Below are 16,093 nucleotides of genomic sequence, written 5' to 3' on the forward strand. Positions count from 1 at the left end.
GGCAGCGATTGGTTACAATAGTGAGGCTACCCAACAAAATGCTACAGCCTTAGGTTCAAATGCCAAAGCAAATGCTCAAAATGCTACGGCCATTGGTTATGAATCAACTGCCAGTACAGCCTATGCTATAGTTTTAGGAAACAATACTGCGGCATCAAACTGGAACGGTTCAAAAATAGGTATTGGTACCAGTAACCCAACAGCTAAGCTGCATGTTAATGGTTCATTACGAATTGTTGATGGAAACCAAGGAGCTAATAAAGTATTAACTTCGGATGCTAATGGTAATGCCAGTTGGAAAGTGATTTCTTCAGGAAGTTCTTCTAATCCTATTTTTGGTGAGATTTTTAGTAGTTCTAATAATTCATTGACTATTAATAATTTAAATTCTGCACAACCATTAACATTCGGTTCAGATAGTTATAAAAACTCTGTGAATACTTCTAACAATAATTTACAGGTAACCATTTCAGGTATATATAGAATAAATTATAATGTAACAGTAGAAAAATCGAATGGTGGATCTTTAGATCTCCAAATCTATTGTGCAACAGGATGGAACAGTTCAGATATTATTCCTGGGACAACTTCTTATATCAATTTAGATAGTAATACTAATGTTGGTTCTGTTTCCATAAATAAATTTGCATCACTTGGCGAGTACAAGCAAGTTTATGTTTTTTATAAAAAAGTTTCAGGAAATAAGGATTCTTTCGATTTGATCACTAATGGAAGTTCATTTAGTGTTGAATTGGCAAAATCAAATTAAATAGTAAATGTATTATTTGATAATCACGAATAAAAAAAAGCTTCAATTATTAATTGAAGCTTTTTTTTATTTTTATAAAAATCGCCTTTTTAATTATTGAAAGATTATCCAACACGGATGTACGAAAAAAATTATTTGGACAGGAAGCTTGTCAAACATTAATCACTTTATAAATCAATTAAATAGTCTGTTTAGAATGTAAGTATAGAGACTAAACTTATATTAATAGGTTCTGTCGTGAATAAAAAAACACTTTTATTTAGATCTTAGTTTTTTATTTGGCCTATTATAATACAAACACTAGTCGCTTCTTGCCTTTTAAATTATTGCGAGTATATTCGCAATAATATAAATTACTTTCAAAAAAGTATGCGGAATATTCTAGTTACCGGCGGAGCAGGTTTTATAGGATCAAATTTTATTATCTATTATCTTGATCATAATCCTGATTCCGTTATTATCAATTTAGATGCTCTTACCTATGCCGGCAATACCGATAATGTAAAAGAAATTGCTAATCATCCCAGATACCGGTTTATTCAGGGCAATATTTGTGATAGAGCATTAATAGAGCGTCTTTTTTATAAATATGACATTAAAGATATTATTCATTTGGCTGCAGAGTCTCATGTAGATAACAGTATCGCACGTCCTGATGCTTTTATGCAAACGAATATTATGGGAACCTTTAATCTTCTGGATGTGGCAAAGAAATACTGGATGGACTCGCCAGGTATTTATAAAGAACAGTATCAAAATTCCAGATTTCATCATGTTTCTACAGATGAAGTTTATGGTACACTTGGAGAAACAGGACTTTTTAAGGAAACTACGGCTTACGCTCCTAATAGTCCTTATAGCGCTTCTAAGGCCTCTTCAGATTTTATTGTAAGAAGTTATCATCATACTTACGGAATGAATGTAGTGACTACTAATTGCTCCAATAATTACGGTCCTAAGCAACATGATGAAAAGTTGATTCCTGTTATTATCAGAAAAGCTTTAGCCGGAGAAAATATTCCTATTTATGGCAATGGTAAAAATATTAGGGACTGGCTTTATGTTTTAGATCATTGCAAAGGCATAGCAATGGCTTTTCACAAAGGAGTTTCCGGTAATACTTATAATATTGGTGGAAAAAATGAAAGAACCAATATTTACATTGCTAAAAAGATTTGTAAGCTACTTGACAAAAAGGTACCATTGAATTCAGGAGAAAGTTATACAAGCCAAATTTCGTATGTTACCGATAGAGCTGGACATGACTTTAGATATGCCATCGATGCTAAAAAAATTGAAAAAGAGCTGGGCTGGAAAGCAGACGAGAATTTTGAAAGTGGTATAGAAATCACCGTAGACTGGTATTTAAAAAAGTATAAAAGCGAAATTATATAATTTCGTGTTAGATTTTAGCTAATCAGATAAATGTAAGGTATGAAAGGAATTATTTTAGCAGGAGGATCGGGAACACGTTTACATCCCTGTACCATATCGGTAAGTAAACAGCTCATGCCTGTATATGATAAACCTATGATTTATTATCCTTTATCGACTTTAATGGAGTCTGGTATAAGAGAGATTTTGATTATTAGTACCCCGCACGATATGCCATTGTTTAAAAAGTTATTAGGTGATGGTAAAAAATATGGTTGTCGTTTTGAATATGCAGTACAGCCAAAGCCAGAAGGTTTGGCGCAAGCTTTTATTATAGGTGAAGACTTTATAGGTCAGGATAAAGTGGCATTAATACTAGGGGATAACATTTTTTATGGTACAGGACTGGCAAATTTATTACAGGCCAATAATGATCCTGATGGGGGGATTATTTATGCTTATCACGTAAATGATCCCCAGCGATATGGTGTCGTAGAATTTGATGATGATCAAAAAGCAGTTTCTATCGAAGAAAAACCAAAGAATCCAAAATCAAGTTTTGCGGTTCCCGGTATCTATTTTTATGATAATGAAGTCATTAAGATTGCTAAAAACATTAAGCCTAGCGAACGTGGAGAACTTGAAATTACAGATATTAATAAATCTTATTTAACTAAAGGTAAATTAAGAGTTAGTATTTTAGATTCCGGTACCGCATGGTTAGATACGGGTACATTTAATTCTTTGATGCAGGCATCACAATTTGTACAGGTTATCGAAGAAAGACAGGGATTAAAAATAGGAGCTATAGAGGCTTCAGCGTATAAAATGGGATATATAAGCAAAGAGCAATTTTTAGATCTGATAGCACCATATCTTAAGAGTGGATACAGTCAAAATCTATTAAAAAGCATTTAAATGGAAGTACTTGAAACAAATATAAACGGTTGTTTTGAGATCAACCCAAAGTTGATTTATGATAGTCGTGGTTATTTCTATGAAAGTTTTAATGCAGCCAGGTTTCGGGAAAAAACAGGATTAAATATTCAGTTTGTGCAGGATAACCAGTCTTTTTCAGAAAGAGGGGTTTTAAGAGGGCTTCATCTTCAGAAGGGGATTCATGCCCAGGCTAAATTGGTTTCTGTTTTAAAAGGTAAGGTATTGGATGTGGCTATAGACCTTCGAAAAGACAGTGAGACATTTGGACAAGTTTACAGAACGCTACTTTCCGAAGAAAATAAAAAACAACTTTTTATACCCAGAGGTTGTGCTCACGGATTTGTTGTTTTAAGTGAAACATGTCTGTTTTTTTATAAATGTGATAATTATTATCATAAAGCTTCAGAAGCAGGAATTATCTACGACGATAGAGACCTTGGGATAGACTGGCAATTGGCGAAAGATGAATTGATAATTTCAGATAAAGATTTGGTTTTGCCGAGTTTTAAAGATTATATTTCTGAATATTCTGAAGTGAACTAATATGGCGAAAATTTTAGTTACCGGAGGACAAGGTCAGTTAGCACGATGTATTGATAAGCTAAGTAAGGTATATGAATTGGATTTTTCTTTTAAAAGTTCTCTGGAATTAGATATTACTAAATTTGAAGCATTAGAACAAGAATTAAACGGGCAAGGCTACGATTATTGTATTAATTGTGCCGCGTATACCCAGGTTGATAAAGCGGAATCTAATAAAGAAGCCGCCAATTTAATTAATCACCTGGCTGTTGATCTTTTGGCCAGGCTATGTAAAAAATATAAGGTTACGCTCATACATATTTCTACAGATTTTGTCTTTTCTGGAGAAAATTCTTTACCTTATCTGGAAGCCGATAAAACTAATCCTCTTGGAGTGTACGGTAAATCAAAGCTTGATGGAGAATGTAGGATTCAACAAAATTTAGCCCAGTTTTTTATCATCCGAACGTCCTGGCTGTATTCTGAATTCGGTAATAATTTTCTAAAATCTATGCTGCAATATGGCAGGGAAAGAGAAGCATTATCGGTAGTTTACGATCAGGTAGGCACTCCAACTTATGCTATGGATTTAGCCGGATTGATTTTAAAAATCATAATTTCAGAATCTAAAAGCTACGGTGTTTATCATTATAGTAATGAAGGCGTTGCCAGCTGGTATGATTTTGCATTTGCCATTTTTAAAATGGCAAACATGGATTGTGATTTAAATCCTATACGCTCTGAAGAGTATCCTACAGCAGCAAAGCGTCCTTCATTTAGTGTATTAGATAAATCTAGGGTTAAAAAAATCTTTCAGATCAAGATTCCACATTGGCAGCAATCGCTGTCAGAAGCTATAAGAAATAGTAGTGTAAAATAAAAAACGCTTCAACAATGATTATGGGTTGAAGCGTTTTATACTTTTATAATAGAAGTCTGGATAAACTTATTTCCTATCACCAAATATTCTAAGGAGGAAAAGGAACATATTGATAAAGTCTAGATATAGCCTAAGAGCACCCATAAGGGCAAGGTTGTGACCAATATCAGAGTCTTCCATCCCTGCTCTGTACATTCGTTTAATTTTCTGAGTATCATAGGCGGTTAATCCAACAAAGATTAATACCCCAGCATAGGTGATTACCCAATATAGGATTTCGTTAAAAAAGAAGATATTAACTATCGAAGCAATAATAATACCGATTAAAGCCATAAAACACAAATTACCAATGCTGGTAAGGTCTCTTTTTGTAAAATATCCATAGGCACTCATCGCTCCAAAAGTTCCGGCGGTTACAAAAAATGTAGTCGCAATAGAAGCCGAGGTAAATACCAATAAAATGAAGGATAAAGTCACACCGTTTAAAACGGAATATAGAATAAATAAAGCTGTAGCTGTAGCCGTAGATAATTTTTGAATATTAGCACCAATATAGCCTACTAATAAAACTTCACCGATTAAAAGTCCGTAAAAAACGAGTTTATTAGAAAAGATTAAATTCATTAATTCCTGGCTGCCAGCAGCAAAAAATGCGGTGACACCGGTGATAAGCAGCGCTAAACACATCCAGTTAAATACCTTATTAATATAGGCGGTTTGTCCCTGTTTCAGTTGCGCATCAGAGTAAATAACCTGGTCTTTTAGGTTTTCAGATATTTGAGAGTTTGAGTTCATAATTTAATTTTACGGTTTAGTGTAAAAGTATATAATTTTTTAATGTGAAATAATTGGAGTGATCTCTATTTTAAATCACCAGAGATAAAGTTTGGTCCTCTCTGTTGATTAGCTTTAGATAGTTAATAAAAGTTTTGATTTATAAGAAAGATTATATCCCGGTATAGTTTTGCGGAGTTATTTGCTTTAATTCCTCTTTAATATGCTCTTCCACTTCTAATGTTTCAATAAAATCAGCAATACTGTTCTTATTTATTTTTTCATTAGTACGGGTTAGTCCCTTTAATGTTTCATAAGGATTTTTAAAACCTTCACGCCTTAAAATGGTTTGGATTGCCTCAGCGACTACTGCCCAGTTAGCTTCAAGATCTGCGTCAAGTTTTTCTTGATTCAGTAATAATTTATTTAAACCTTTTAGGGTAGACTGAAATCCAATGAGCGTATGTCCTAAAGGAACCCCAATATTTCTTAAAACCGTACTATCGGTTAGGTCACGTTGCAGACGGCTTACCGGTAATTTTGCAGCCAAATGCTCAAAAATAGCGTTTGCAATGCCTAAATTTCCTTCGCTGTTTTCAAAATCGATAGGATTCACCTTATGTGGCATAGCAGAACTTCCAATTTCCCCGGCTTTAATTTGTTGCTTAAAATAATCCATAGAAACATAGCTCCAAATGTCTTTATCTAAATCAAGGATGATCGTATTAATTCGTTTTAAAGCATCAAATAAGGCCGCCATGTGGTCGTAATGCTCTATTTGTGTGGTAGGGAATGAATGTTTTAAACCCAGGGTGTTTTCTACAAATCCGCTACCAAATTTCTTCCAGTCAATTTCGGGATAGGCTACAAAATGCGCATTATAATTTCCGGTAGCACCACCAAATTTGGCGGCATGACTACAGATATCTAAAAGTTCTTTTTGTTCTTTAAGACGAATGGCGAAAACTTCTATCTCTTTACCAAGACGGGTAGGAGAGGCGGGCTGGCCGTGTGTACGGGCTAGCATAGGTACGTCTTTCCATTCGTTAGCAAGAGATTTTAATTTTTTTAGAATATGATCTAATTGAGGAATATAAACGTCTTCAATAGCATCTTTAAGCGAAAGCGGTACTGCGGTATTATTGATATCCTGGGAGGTGAGCCCAAAATGTATAAACTCTTTCGATCTTTCTAAGCCTAATTTTTCAAACTCTTCTTTAAGAAAATATTCTACTGCTTTGACGTCGTGATTGGTCGTTTTTTCAATCTCTTTAATGGCCTGTGCATCCTGGGTCGTAAAGTTTTCGTACAATCCACGAAGATCAGGAAAAATCGCTTCGTCAACCTCTTCTAATTGAGGTAATGGCAGTTTACATAATGCTATAAAATATTCAACTTCTACCTTTACACGATATTTTATTAGCGCTTTTTCACTAAAATAAGCCGATAAAGACTTTGTTTTAGAATGATATCTTCCATCTATCGGAGAAATTGCATTTAGCGGTGTCATTTTCTTATATTAAAAGTTAAAGCGTAAATATAGTGCATCAAAACCATCTGGAAAACCGCTATCTTAATTTCTTTAAAATTTTTGTACTTCTGGATTTAAAACCGGCAGAACTATTTATTGATTTTTGCATTAAATAGGCCTTTAATTCGGGGTATATCCAGTCAATTTTAAAACCTACATAAAAAAGACTTTGCATCGCAAAAACTTTGGTTGCAGTTTTGCTACCATCTAATAAAAAGCCAAATGAGACGGAGGCTATTTTTTCTAAAGTGTGTTTAGACAGAATAAAGTCTGAATTCAGATGTTGAAATTCGCTAATTTTCTCTAATAATTTTGCAATACAGCGTTTTTCAGTTTCGGAATTGATACTGGTTGATATATCAATAATTACCTGGGAATAGCTTATAACTTCTTTCCAATGATCCCTTGCATAAAATTCTAACGCAACGATAGCTTTAAGTCGATATTTTGAAGATTGCTGAATGATCTGTATTAATTGGGGTAAAGTATGATTTTCGCTGATAAGCCTGCAAAAGTTAGACCTGCTTTCAGCGTGCATGGTCATGGTCTCTAATAGATATTCGATATTCAAGAAATAAATTTTTTACGAAGTTCTTCGGCTAATTTTGAAACACCAGTTACCGCCTTTTCAGCATAGACAGTAAGATACTTATTTTGTTTTACATTGGGATTAGGGTCTATAAAGTAAATCGGGGTTTTTTGTGGAGCAAAATCGATGAGTCCCGCTGCTGGATAAACCTGCATTGAGGTGCCTATAATCACAATAATATCAGCTTCAGTAACTTTTTGGATAGCTTTTTCCATCATGGGTACGGCTTCTCCAAACCAAACTACATGAGGTCGTAATTGATAATGATGTTCGCAAAAATCTCCAATATTAAGATCATGTTTCCAGTCAAACACCAAATTTTCATCAAAAGTACTGCGTACTTTTAAAAGTTCACCGTGTAGATGTAATACTTGCGTACTCCCGGCGCGTTCGTGAAGATCATCAATATTTTGGGTAATAATAGCGACATCAAAGTCGCTTTCTAATTCGGCTAGAACACGATGTGCAGGGTTGGGATGAACACTCAGTAGCTGCTTTCTGCGTTTGTTATAAAAATCGAGTACCAATTCCTGATTTTTCTCCCATCCCATGGGAGAGGCGACTTGCATAACATCATGGCCTTCCCATAATCCATCGGCATCCCGAAACGTTTTTATACCGCTTTCTGCACTAATTCCTGCTCCTGTAAGCACAACAAGATTTTTCATAGAATGAAGTTTGGAAAAAAGATACTTATTTTAAAAAAATAAACCTGATATTCAATAAAAATCAATACGTTTTTCGACAACATCAGTTCTCTTTTGGAAAAAGTCTATTTATAGCCCCTAATGATTATTTCTGACTAAACGGGCTTTTATCGTATGTTATACCAGTTTAATAATTTCATTTTTATATTTTTGATAATATATGAATGACCCTGCTTTAATTTCTTATTTAGAAGATTTTCTTACCGACCGTCGAAAATCACTTATCAAAAAAGTGATCGATCAACGCACCAACCACATCACTGTAGCTACTCAAGATGTTTATCAGCTCCATAATACCAGCGCAGTAATACGAAGTTGTGATGTTTTTGGAATACAAAATATACATGTAATAGAAGAAAAATTTCCCAAAAGAATAGACCGGGAGATAGCCATGGGTGCTCAAAAATGGGTGTCTGTAAATCGGCATGCTTCGGCGAAAGAGTGTATATCCCATGTAAGGGAGATGGGCTATCAAATTGTGGCCACAAGTCCGCATGATGACTCCTTACATTTAGGTGATTTTGATATTACCAAGAAATCAGCTTTATTTTTTGGTACAGAGCGCTATGGATTATCTCAGGAAATTATAGATGAAGCGGATTGCACGTTAAAAATTCCTATGTATGGCTTTACAGAAAGTTTAAATATTTCTGTTTCTGCAGCAATTATACTCCAAAGCCTGGCTGAAAAGATGAGAAAGGATGATGTTAAGTGGCAACTGAATGAACAGGAGAAAGAAGCTTTGAAGTTTGAATGGCTTAAAAACAATCTGAAAAATAGTACTGAGCTTATTTCTCACTTTTATTCAAAATAATTGTTAATTTTATTAAAAAGTAAAATATACAAATGACGCTTTTCTTCTACGTGATTATTGCGGTAATTACGTTTATAGCCTTTCTTCACGCATGGTCTAAAAAGGATTATGATGTTAGCCGGACCATTGTTATTAATCAATCTAAAGCAGACATCTATAGTTTTGTAAGGCAACTTAAAAATCAGCCAAAATGGATAGCTAAACTAAAGGACTCTAAACCGGTTAAGCTTAAGTTCAAGGGAATAGACGGTAAAGAAGGGGCTATGGTATATTGGAAAGGGAGAAAAAATATTGGAGAGGGCACCCAAAAGATTATAAAAGTAAAACCTGGTCATGTGTTTGAAACCAAATTGCTGTTAGTTAAACCTGTAGAGGCAGTGGCATTAACATATTTTGCTTCAAAGGAAATACAGCCAGAACGAACTAAAGTTGTATTTGGGGTGAGAGGATATTTACCGTTTCCTTATTCCGTAATTTCTATCTTTTACAGTATGGAAAATAAATTTGGGAATGATTTTGATAAGAGTTTACAAAACCTAAAAGAGCATCTGGAAGATCAACAAAACGCTTAATTCTTATTACGTTGCAGTAATTTATATTCTTCCCAACAACCACTTATAGCATCAAGAATTTGAAGATCTGTAGCTGTTTTTACAAAATCTTCAGAGTAATTACAACGGCTAAGCACTTCTTCAATTTCAGATTTACTTAATTGCAGCATCGCAGTTAAGGTTTCCCGGTTGTATTTAGATCCTAAAAGATCGCGAATACTTTCGTCCTCCTTCATTTGTCTAAGTTTGCGCATTTGCCGTTCTCTTCGGCTAAAAAGATTATTAAGCGCATCGGCTGGATTAAAAATAGAGCCAATTACTTTATTGAATGCACTGGGAGAAGAACCTCCGGCCTCATAACCAATATTAAGGCCGGAGATGCTATATCTTTTATTTTCGTAAATAGGAATATTTTTCGCGTCGATTTCAAGATACCCCGTCAGTTTTACATCACTTACGGTAACCTCTTCTAAAGCAATACCCACTTCAGTCATTTTTACTTTTACGTTGCCGTATTTAAGCCAGTCGTTCGTTACTCTTACTTTAATGGATTTAAAACCTAAATAAGTAAAGTATAGGGTATCATTTGCTGTAGCCTGAATCTCGAAAGACCCATCTTCTTCAGAAGTACTACCCTTTACCTGGTTCAAATTAACGATATGAACATTCTCTAGAGCCACATCGTTGGCCGCATTCATTACGGTGCCCGATATAACGTCCTGAGCGTTTGTTATTTGACAAACGAAAAACACTGAAAATATAAAAGTAACTAACTGCTTCATAGAATAGACGCCTAAAATAGGAAAATCATTATAAAAAATGATGCCAAAATAGGGATAAACCTGTCTTACTTTTTAGATTTTCTTCTTTTAATAGAACTTTCTATATTTTTTCCACGGCTGCCAGAACGTTTTCCTTTTTTGCCTTTAAAACCACCGTCTTTATCATCTCTAAAACGTGATCTTCCTTTGTTACCAGATTTGGAATCGCTTTTTCCAAAACCGTCATCTCTACGGCTTTTTCTTCGGCGTCCTCCTTTTCCTCCACCACTGTTGGAGTTTTTGGTCACCTCTACATTAATTTTTCTTCCCTGGTATTCAAAATCGTTAAAGGCATTAAGTACTTTATCGGTTTCAGAATTCTCTGTATTAAAGAAAGAGAAACTGTCTTTTACATCAACTTTAAAAACACCATCTTTATCTAATTGCAAGGCATCTTTAAGAAAGTCTTTAAGGCTCATCCAGTCAAATCCGTCTTTTTTCCCCACGTTCATAAAATAACGGGTAGAGTTAGGATCAAGATCTACATTAGCACCTCCACTTACTGGTGAAAGATCGCTGGCTTTTTTATAGTAATTTGAAAATCTTGTAAATTCTACCGAAAAGAATTTTTTGATCAATTCTTCTTTGGTAAAATCTTCGAGCACTTTATTGATATTAGGTAGATATTCTTCAATATCATGATTGATCTCTGTATCTTTAATATCGTTAGCCAGGTGTAAAAGCTGAACTTTACAAATATCTTTACCATCAGGTAATTGCTTTTCATCAAAAGATTGTTTGATGATACGTTCGATACTTTTTATTTTTCTAAGTTCACTTTTAGAAACGATCACCATTGAGGTTCCCAACTTACCTGCACGACCTGTACGACCGCTACGGTGGGTATAGGTTTCGACCTCGTCTGGAAGCTGATAGTTAATTACATGGGTGATATCGTCTACATCAATTCCTCTGGCAGCAACATCTGTAGCTACTAACATTTGGATTTGGCGTGTTCTAAAAGATTTCATAACCAAATCACGTTGATTCTGACTTAAATCTCCGTGCAATGCTGCTGCAGAGTAACCATCTTCGATTAAGCGCTCTGCAACTTTTTGTGTGTCTCTTTTAGTTCGGCAAAAAATCACCGAGAAAATATCGGGATTCGCATCGGCAAGCCTTTTTAAAGCAGCATAGCGATCGCGAGCATTTACCAAATAAAACTCATGCGAAACATTAGTAGCTCCCATATTTTTGCTACCTACGGTAACTTCAACGGGGTTGCGCATAAATTTTTTAGCGATTGTAGCAACCTCTTTTGGCATTGTTGCTGAAAATAACCAGGTGTTTTTTTCTTTAGGCGTATGGGATAGGATAGCTGTAATATCTTCATAAAATCCCATGTTCAGCATTTCGTCTGCTTCATCTAAAACGCAATATTCGATTTTTGAAATATCAGTAAGTTTACGTCTTATCATATCCTGCATCCTACCAGGAGTAGCAACGATAATCTGGGCACCGCGTTCTATTTGCTTAGCCTGATCGGTAATACTTGCCCCACCATAAACCGCTACCGGATGTAATGAAGGCTCATATTTAGAGTAATTCTTAAGTTCGTTTGTAATTTGCAGGCATAATTCTCTGGTAGGAGATAAGATTAATGCCTGTGTGTGCTTTGATTTCGGGTCTATTTTCTGAATCAAAGGGAAACCAAAAGCTGCCGTCTTTCCTGTCCCGGTCTGGGCTAAGGCAACCATATCGGTCTCTTCGTCTAATAAAATGGGGATGGTTTTTTCCTGTACTTCACTAGGGCTTTCAAAGCCCATGTCTTCAATTGCTTTTAAGATCGAGGAATTTAAACCTAATTCTTGGAATTTATTCATTATAAAATTTAATAAGCTGCAAATGTACGTATTAGTTTACAGCTAATCACATTTATCTTTTTTATTCGTGTTTTATTTTGAAAGATAGTCTATTAGCGCTTTAAAAGCTTTGCCACGATGGCTAATTTCTGCTTTTTCCTTCATTTCCATTTCGGCAAAAGTGCGATCATAGCCATTAGGCACGAATACAGGATCGTAACCAAAGCCTTTTTCACCTCGTCGTTCCTCGATGATTTTACCTTCGCAAATTCCTGTAAACAGATTTTCGTTGTTTTTTAAATTTAACGCGATCACGGTCTTAAAATGTGCCTTTCTACTTTCTTTGTCCTTTAGTTGTTCTAACAGTTTTGCAACATTGGCCTTATCATCCTTTTGATCGCCGGCGTATCTTGCAGAGTATACTCCCGGTGCACCAGCAAGTGCATCTACTTCAAGACCGGTGTCATCTGCAAAACAATTATAACCATAACGATGCCGCACATATTCAGCTTTTAAAATTGCATTACCATCAATGGTATCTGCGGTTTCAGCGATATCTTCTGTACAGCCAATATCATCCAGGGATAATAAGCTGATGTGATCTGGAAGCATGGCTTCAATTTCTTTAAATTTATTACTGTTGTGAGTAGCAAATACTAATTCCATATAAATTATCTGTGGTGATAAGGTTCATTTTTTAAAATGGTAAAGCCGCGATAAATTTGTTCGGTTATAAAAAGACGTACCATTTGATGGGAGAACGTCATTTTAGATAATGATATTTTACCATCGGCTCGCTGATAAACTGCTTCCGAAAATCCGTAAGGTCCGCCGATTACAAAAATAAGCTGTTTAAGTCCGCTATTCATTCTTTTCTGAAGATATTCTGAAAAAGCTTCCGAAGAAAATTGTTTGCCGTTTTCGTCTAATAATACCACAAAATCTGATGTTTGTGTTTTATTGAGAATCAATTCGCCTTCTTTCGTTTTTTGCTGATTTTCGTCTAGATTTCTGGCCTTTTTTAAATCTGGAATTACATCTATTTCAAACTTTGTATAGAACTGAAGTCGTTTTAGATAGACCTCAATTAGCTTTTGTAATTCCTTGCTGTCGGTTTTTCCTATGCAGAGTAATTTTATCGTCATTCGGTATATTTAGCGCAGACTTTCCTACATTTACAAAAATAAGTATTGCAAATGATCTCAGCAGCACAATTTGAAAAAGAAATTGAATTAATCATAGTCAACGCGATAAGAGAGGATGTAGGTGATGGTGATCACAGTTCTTTAGCCTGTATTCCTGTTGAAGCGAAAGGAAAAGCAAAACTTTTAGTAAAGGACAATGGGATCCTGGCCGGCGTAGAATTTGCGAAAAGGGTTTTTAATTATGTAGATCCAGAAGTGAGACTGGATATAAAAATTAAAGATGGTGAAAAGGTAAAGAAAGGTGATATTGCTTTTTATGTTGATGGAGCTTCCCAATCTATTTTAAAAGCTGAACGACTAGTGCTTAATGCTATGCAACGAATGAGTGCTATCGCTACCAAAACCAAAGAGTTTGTGGATAAACTTGAGGGAACCGAAACCAAAATTCTGGACACCCGCAAAACCACTCCGGGAATTCGTGCTTTAGAGAAGTGGGCCGTAAAAATTGGTGGAGGGGAGAATCATCGTTTTGCCCTTTATGATATGATTATGCTTAAGGATAATCATATCGATTTTGCCGGGGGTGTGGCCAAAGCGGTTCAAAAAACAAAACAGTACCTGAAAACCAACAGCCTTGACCTTAAAATTATAGTAGAAGCCAGGAATATGCAGGAGATAAAGGAAATTTTAGAAGAAGGCGGAGTCTACCGAATATTGATCGATAATTTTAATTATGCGGATACTAAAAAGGCAGTCGAATTTATTGGGAATCAATGTTTCACCGAATCTAGTGGCGGAATAACTTTAGAAACGGCCCGTAAATATGCCGAATGTGGAGTGGATTATATTTCTAGCGGAGCACTAACACACTCGGTTTATAATATGGATCTTAGCTTAAAAGCTATGTAAAATATGTCGATACTCGAGGCGATCACAACTCAACTGGATAGTATTTCAGCATGGTGGAAAAGAACATCGAGCAAAGTAATTTTGCCGGGAACCGATGGTCTTTCCTTACATCATTTATGGGATATTTATTCTGGAGGCATTATTCACGGTACATTTTCTACACGGGCCAGTGCGATCGCTTTTAGCTTTTTTATGGCGCTTTTTCCGTTTTTGCTCTTTATTTTTAACCTGATACCTTATGTAGAAGAGACGAATCTTATCGATGATTTCAGAATAAAATTCTTACTTTTTATAGATACGCTTTTACCGCCAGAAACTCAGGAATATGTTAGCGATATATTTGCTGATATTGCTAATAATCCTCGTGGCGGATTGCTATCCTTTTCATTTTTACTTTCCATTTTTTTAATGACTAATGGAGTAAATGCTATTTTTACCGGTTTTGAATTCTCTTACCATACGAACATAAAACGATCTTTATTTAGACAATATATTATTGCCATTGGGGTTTCGCTTGTTTTGGCATTTCTTTTGCTTATTACCGTAATACTAATGGTATATTTAACCTATGCCGTAGAAGATTTAAGCGAATATGGTTTAATCGCAAATGATGGTAGTGGAGCAAACGTAGTGAAATATTTGGCCTTTGTTTTATTAATATATATCGCAGTAGCAACGCTTTATTATTTTGGAACAAAAGAGGCGAGAAAGGCAAGATTCTTTTCTGTAGGCGCATTTTTCACTACAATATTGATTATGCTTACTTCTTTTTTATTTGGATTATATATCGAAAATTTTTCAAATTATAATGAATTGTACGGTTCTATTGGAGCATTGTTAATATTAATGGTGTATATTTGGTTAAATGCTAATATTCTTCTATTGGGGTTTGAACTTAACGCCTCTTTAATAAAACTTAAGAAGAATTTTAAGTAATTTTAATTTAACTTAAACCACACAAAGGATGAGAAAGTTTTTATGGCTTTTTGTGGCATTAGTTTCGGTAACGATCAGTAATGCACAAATAGAAGTTGGCGGAGTAACTTTACCAAAAACGGTAGAGTTTAAAGGAGAAACATTACAACTAAATGGAGCCGGGGTACGGGAAAAATTTTGGATTGATCTTTATGCAGGCGGACTTTACCTTCAGCAAAAAAGTAGCGATGCAGATCAAATTATGACGGCTGATAAACCAATGGCGATTAAGCTGCATATTGTTTCGAAATTAATTACCAGTAAAAAAATGATTGATGCTGTGAACGAAGGTTTTGAAAATTCTACCAAAGGCAATACAGCGTCATTAGCTTCAGAAATAAAAAAGTTTAAAGGTTTTTTTAACGATGAGATTAAAAAGGATGATGTATTTGATCTGGTTTATATTCCGGGTACCGGCGTCGTTTCTTATAAAAACGGAGAAGAAAAAGGAACTATAAAAGGTCTTGCCTTTAAAGAAGCTTTATTTGGAATCTGGCTATCTAAAAAACCGGCTGAAGATGATTTAAAAGAAGCCATGTTAAATTTATAAGATGAAAAGGTATATTTTATTTTCCGTATTATTTATTGCCTCTGGAGCGCTTAATGATGCCTGCGCACAAGATGACATTTTCGGAAAATGGAAATGTACTAATGATGAAGGTAAGGTAAATTCTATCGTAAAGATTTTTCAGAAGGATGATGGTGAGGTTTGCGGGAAAGTAGTAAGGATTACGAAAGAAGAAGATCGCGACAAAATTTGTACCGAGTGTAAAGGAGATTTAAAGAATAAACCTATTGAAGGCCTACAACTTATGCATGGCCTGCGCAAAGACGGAAACGAATACTCTGGGGGGGAAATTATACATCCTAAATCGGGTAAAGTTTATAAAGTGAAAATTTGGGTAGACGAAGATAATCCCGATATGCTCAAAGTTAGAGGATACGTGGCTTTCTTTTATAAAACAATGACCTGGGAGCGTGCCGAATAATT

Annotated in this window: 18 protein-coding genes and 1 pseudogene; 11 read left to right on the forward strand and 8 right to left on the reverse strand. The window is 35.1% G+C overall.

Going from position 1 to position 16,093, the window contains the following annotated elements; all coding sequences use genetic code 11:
• The 5 genes and pseudogenes from AC13DP_RS07845 to rfbD form a co-directional block, all read left to right on the forward strand.
• Positions 1 to 769 (forward strand): annotated as a pseudogene (locus AC13DP_RS07845) (hypothetical protein); the annotation flags it as partial.
• A gap of 369 nt (positions 770 to 1,138) precedes the next feature.
• The gene (rfbB, locus tag AC13DP_RS07850) at positions 1,139 to 2,164 is read left to right on the forward strand and encodes a dTDP-glucose 4,6-dehydratase (protein WP_228250184.1); all 1,026 of its coding nucleotides are present in this window, start codon (positions 1,139 to 1,141) and stop codon (positions 2,162 to 2,164) included.
• A 39-nt stretch (positions 2,165 to 2,203) separates the two neighbouring features.
• Positions 2,204 to 3,061, forward strand: a complete 858-nt coding sequence (gene rfbA, locus AC13DP_RS07855) for a glucose-1-phosphate thymidylyltransferase RfbA (protein WP_013071528.1) — start codon at positions 2,204 to 2,206, stop codon at positions 3,059 to 3,061.
• Entirely contained in the window at positions 3,062 to 3,625 is a 564-nt protein-coding gene (gene rfbC, locus AC13DP_RS07860) for a dTDP-4-dehydrorhamnose 3,5-epimerase (protein WP_228250186.1), read from the forward strand. It abuts the gene before it with no gap.
• 1 nt (position 3,626) lies between these two features.
• Positions 3,627 to 4,484, forward strand: a complete 858-nt coding sequence (rfbD, locus tag AC13DP_RS07865) for a dTDP-4-dehydrorhamnose reductase (protein ID WP_228250187.1) — start codon at positions 3,627 to 3,629, stop codon at positions 4,482 to 4,484.
• Positions 4,485 to 4,550: 66 nt separating this feature from the next.
• Here the strand turns inward: rfbD and AC13DP_RS07870 are convergent, their stop codons facing one another.
• The 4 genes from AC13DP_RS07870 to AC13DP_RS07885 form a co-directional block, all read right to left on the reverse strand.
• Positions 4,551 to 5,279, reverse strand: a complete 729-nt coding sequence (locus tag AC13DP_RS07870; protein WP_013071531.1) for a Bax inhibitor-1/YccA family protein — start codon at positions 5,277 to 5,279, stop codon at positions 4,551 to 4,553.
• Between the two features lie 151 nt (positions 5,280 to 5,430).
• Entirely contained in the window at positions 5,431 to 6,768 is a 1,338-nt protein-coding gene (gene purB / locus AC13DP_RS07875) for an adenylosuccinate lyase (RefSeq protein ID WP_228250188.1), read from the reverse strand.
• Between the two features lie 58 nt (positions 6,769 to 6,826).
• Positions 6,827 to 7,360: a hypothetical protein gene (locus AC13DP_RS07880; protein WP_272957629.1), complete on the reverse strand. Its 534-nt coding sequence runs from the start codon at positions 7,358 to 7,360 to the stop codon at positions 6,827 to 6,829.
• Positions 7,357 to 8,046 (reverse strand): SIR2 family NAD-dependent protein deacylase, encoded by a 690-nt coding sequence (locus tag AC13DP_RS07885; protein WP_013071534.1) that lies wholly within the window; start codon positions 8,044 to 8,046, stop codon positions 7,357 to 7,359. Before AC13DP_RS07885 ends, AC13DP_RS07880 begins: the two co-directional genes overlap by 4 nt.
• A gap of 199 nt (positions 8,047 to 8,245) precedes the next feature.
• On the opposite strand from AC13DP_RS07885, the gene AC13DP_RS07890 reads away from it, so the two are divergent.
• Together AC13DP_RS07890 and AC13DP_RS07895 are read left to right on the forward strand one after the other, a co-directional pair.
• Positions 8,246 to 8,899 (forward strand): TrmH family RNA methyltransferase, encoded by a 654-nt coding sequence (locus AC13DP_RS07890; protein WP_013071536.1) that lies wholly within the window; start codon positions 8,246 to 8,248, stop codon positions 8,897 to 8,899.
• A gap of 32 nt (positions 8,900 to 8,931) precedes the next feature.
• Positions 8,932 to 9,471, forward strand: coding sequence for an SRPBCC family protein (locus AC13DP_RS07895; protein ID WP_272957630.1), 540 nt, complete (start codon positions 8,932 to 8,934; stop codon positions 9,469 to 9,471).
• Here AC13DP_RS07895 and AC13DP_RS07900 read toward each other — a convergent pair.
• From AC13DP_RS07900 to rlmH, 4 genes are all read right to left on the reverse strand, one after another.
• Positions 9,468 to 10,232 carry a carboxypeptidase-like regulatory domain-containing protein gene (locus AC13DP_RS07900; RefSeq protein ID WP_041578829.1) on the reverse strand — a complete coding sequence of 255 codons (765 nt, stop codon included), beginning with the start codon at positions 10,230 to 10,232 and terminating at the stop codon, positions 9,468 to 9,470. The genes AC13DP_RS07895 and AC13DP_RS07900 overlap by 4 nt on opposite strands.
• A gap of 65 nt (positions 10,233 to 10,297) precedes the next feature.
• A complete protein-coding gene (locus AC13DP_RS07905) occupies positions 10,298 to 12,094 on the reverse strand; it encodes a DEAD/DEAH box helicase (protein WP_272957631.1) in 1,797 nt (598 codons plus the stop codon).
• A 72-nt stretch (positions 12,095 to 12,166) separates the two neighbouring features.
• On the reverse strand, positions 12,167 to 12,739 hold the full coding sequence (locus tag AC13DP_RS07910; protein ID WP_228250192.1) for a non-canonical purine NTP diphosphatase: 573 nt from the start codon (positions 12,737 to 12,739) through the stop codon (positions 12,167 to 12,169).
• 5 nt (positions 12,740 to 12,744) lie between these two features.
• Positions 12,745 to 13,218: a 23S rRNA (pseudouridine(1915)-N(3))-methyltransferase RlmH gene (gene rlmH / locus AC13DP_RS07915; protein ID WP_013071541.1), complete on the reverse strand. Its 474-nt coding sequence runs from the start codon at positions 13,216 to 13,218 to the stop codon at positions 12,745 to 12,747.
• A 51-nt stretch (positions 13,219 to 13,269) separates the two neighbouring features.
• On the opposite strand from rlmH, the gene nadC reads away from it, so the two are divergent.
• The 4 genes from nadC to AC13DP_RS07935 are packed head-to-tail and all read left to right on the forward strand — an operon-like array spanning position 13,270 to position 16,091.
• The gene (gene nadC, locus AC13DP_RS07920) at positions 13,270 to 14,127 is read left to right on the forward strand and encodes a carboxylating nicotinate-nucleotide diphosphorylase (protein WP_228250193.1); all 858 of its coding nucleotides are present in this window, start codon (positions 13,270 to 13,272) and stop codon (positions 14,125 to 14,127) included.
• Between the two features lie 3 nt (positions 14,128 to 14,130).
• Complete coding sequence (locus AC13DP_RS07925; protein ID WP_228250194.1) at positions 14,131 to 15,063, forward strand: YihY/virulence factor BrkB family protein; 933 nt, start codon at positions 14,131 to 14,133, stop codon at positions 15,061 to 15,063.
• Between the two features lie 28 nt (positions 15,064 to 15,091).
• A complete protein-coding gene (locus tag AC13DP_RS07930) occupies positions 15,092 to 15,652 on the forward strand; it encodes a chalcone isomerase family protein (protein ID WP_228250195.1) in 561 nt (186 codons plus the stop codon).
• A 1-nt stretch (position 15,653) separates the two neighbouring features.
• Positions 15,654 to 16,091 carry a DUF2147 domain-containing protein gene (locus tag AC13DP_RS07935; protein WP_228250196.1) on the forward strand — a complete coding sequence of 146 codons (438 nt, stop codon included), beginning with the start codon at positions 15,654 to 15,656 and terminating at the stop codon, positions 16,089 to 16,091.
• Positions 16,092 to 16,093: the final 2 nt, after the last annotated feature.

This window comes from Zunongwangia sp. L-65 (assembly GCF_056859415.1).